The 2,757-nt window shown below is 75.2% G+C and carries 2 protein-coding genes; both read left to right on the forward strand.

Translation table 11 applies throughout. From position 1 onward, the window contains the following. The first annotated feature begins 70 nt into the window (after positions 1–70). Positions 71–1,306 carry an LLM class flavin-dependent oxidoreductase gene (locus tag AC0CYZ_RS22735; protein WP_472219540.1) on the forward strand — a complete coding sequence of 412 codons (1,236 nt, stop codon included), beginning with the start codon at positions 71–73 and terminating at the stop codon, positions 1,304–1,306. Beyond that, positions 1,303–2,607 (forward strand): MFS transporter, encoded by a 1,305-nt coding sequence (locus AC0CYZ_RS22740; protein WP_472219542.1) that lies wholly within the window; start codon positions 1,303–1,305, stop codon positions 2,605–2,607. Before AC0CYZ_RS22735 ends, AC0CYZ_RS22740 begins: the two co-directional genes overlap by 4 nt. The last annotated feature ends 150 nt before the right edge of the window (positions 2,608–2,757 follow it).

Consider the following 2,757-nt stretch of genomic DNA (forward strand, 5'->3'; position numbering starts at 1 on the left):
GTCACCTCGCTCGGCTGTCGTCCCTGACCGCGTCCGCCCACCCGACGTCGTCAGAAGGACCCGCCCCACCATGGCCACACCGACGATCACCCCTGCCCCGGACACGGCGGCGGGGGGCTCCGGCGGCACCCCGCCGCTGACTGCCCACTGGTTCCTGCCCACCTACGGCGACTCCCGCGGCCTCGTCGGCGGCGGGCACGGCATGGCCGCGGCCGCCGCCGGGACCCCGCGCGAGGCCTCGCTCGGCTACCTCGCCCAGATCGCCCGCGCCGCCGAGACCGTCGGCTTCGAGGGCGCCCTCACCCCGACCGGCGCCTGGTGCGAGGACGCCTGGCTCACGACGGCGATGCTGGCCGCGGAGAGCGAGCGGCTGAAGTTCCTCGTGGCGTTCCGGCCGGGCGGGGTCTCCCCCACGCTCGCCGCGCAGATGGGTGCGACCTTCCAGCGCCACTCCGGCGGGCGGCTGCTCGTCAACGTCGTCACCGGCGGGGAGCCCAGCGAACAACGCGCATACGGCGACTTCCTCGGCAAGGACGACCGGTACACGCGCACCGGCGAGTTCCTCGACGTCGTGCGCCGGCTGTGGGCGGGCGAGCAGGTCACCCTCGACGGCGAGCAGGTCCACGTCGAGGGCGCGCAGCTGCAGCGGCTGCCCGACCCGGTCCCGCCGATCTACTTCGGGGGCTCCTCCCCCGCCGCCGGCGACGTGGCGGCCAAGCACGTCGACGTCTACCTCACCTGGGGCGAGCCGCCCGCGCAGGTCGCCGAGAAGATCGACTGGATCCGCGGCCTCGCCGCGGCGCAGGGCCGCGAGGTCCGGTTCGGGATCCGGCTGCACGTCATCACCCGCGACACCGCCGACGCGGCGTGGGCGCAGGCCGAGGAGCTGCTGCGTGGCATCCCCACCGAGATGATCGAGCAGGTCCAGGCCGGGCTGTCGAAGAGCGAGTCGGTCGGCCAGCAGCGGATGCGCTCGCTGCATTCCGGGGGGACGGCGACGGCCGCCGACCTCGAGGTCTCCCCCAACCTGTGGGCGGGCGTCGGGCTCGTCCGCGGCGGCGCCGGAACGGCCCTCGTCGGCAGCCACGCCGAGGTCGCCGACCGCATCGCCGAGTACCACGCCCTGGGCATCACCGAGTTCGTGCTCTCCGGGCACCCCCACCTCGAGGAGGCGTACTGGGTCGGGGAGGGCCCGCTGGCCGAGCTCGGCCGCCGGGGGCTGTGGCGTCCCGCCGCGGGCTCCGAGGCCGCCCGTGCGGCGGCCGCCCCGGCCGCGGCGGTGCCGTTCGCGGGGGCCGCCCGGTGAGCGCCACCCTCGAGGCCACGCCCTCGTCGGGCACCCGCCAGGCCCGCACCGTCCTCGCCGCGTCGCTGATCGGCACGACGATCGAGTGGTACGACTTCTTCCTGTTCGCCACCGCGGCCGGGATCGTGTTCCCGAAGCTCTTCTACGGCCAGGGCAACCCCACGGTCGCGACGCTGCTCTCGTTCGCCACCTTCGCGGTCGGGTTCGTCGCCCGGCCGCTCGGCGGGCTGATCTTCGGGCACATCGGTGACCGCGTCGGCCGCCGTCGCACCCTCGTGGTGACCATGGCCCTGACCGGCCTCTCGACCGCGGCCATCGGCGCGCTGCCCACCTACGCGGCGATCGGGGTGGCCGCCCCGGTGCTGCTCGTGCTGCTGCGGGTGCTGCAGGGCGTCGCGATCGGCGGCGAGTGGGGCGGCGCGGTGCTCATGGCCGTCGAGTACGCACCGCCCGGCCGGCGCGGCCTCTACGGCTCCACCCCGCAGATCGGCCTCGGCCTCGGGCTCGCGCTCGGCACCGGCGCGTTCGCACTGCTCGGGGCGGTCATGGACGACGACGCGTTCGCCGCCTACGGCTGGCGGATCGCGTTCCTGGCCAGCGTCGTCCTCGTCGTCATCGGGTTCGTGGTGCGCCTCGCGGTGCTCGAGACGCCCGCCTTCCGACAGATGCAGGCGGCCGCGGAGACCTCCCGGGTGCCCGCCGCCGACGTCGTCCGCGACCCGGTCTCGCGGCGCAACCTCGGCTGGGGTCTGCTCGCCCGCTGGGCCGAGGGGGCCTCGTTCAACACCTGGGGCGTCTTCGTCCTGACCTACACCGTGGCGACGCTCGCCCTGCCGCGCACGCAGGTCCTCGTCGCGGTCACGGTGGCCGCCGTGGTGAGCGCGGCCGTGATGCCGCTGGCGGGCGCGTGGTCGGACCGCATCGGGCGCGGGCGGGTGTTCGCGATCGGGTGCGTCATCCTCGCCGTCGGGGTGTTCCCGGCGTTCGCGCTGCTCGGGACGGGGATCGTGGGGGTCACCGTGGCGCTGGTCGCGATGCTCGGTCTCTCCTACGGGATCACGAGCGGCGCGGAGTCGACGCTGTTCGCCGAGCTCTTCCCGACGCGCACGCGCTACACCGGCATGTCCCTGGTGTTCCAGGGCGGCGGGATCTACGCCTCGGGTCTGACGCCGCTCATCCTCACGTCGCTGCTGGCCCTCGGCGGCGGGACGCCGTGGTTCGCAGCGGGCTACCTGTTCGTCGCGGCGGTCGTCAGCACCGTGGCGGCGCTGAAGGCGCGGCCGCACGGGTCGGCGCGCTAGGAACGCATCACCACCGCACCCGCCGCGGTGCGGACCTCCAGGCCCGAGACCCGGTCGGCCGGGAGGTCGGTCGAGGCGGCGACGCGGACATCCTGGCCGGGTGGCGGGCTCCAGCTCGCGATCTGCTCGAGCCGGCCGTCGACGCCGCGG

This window comes from Actinomycetospora sp. (genome assembly GCF_055612215.1).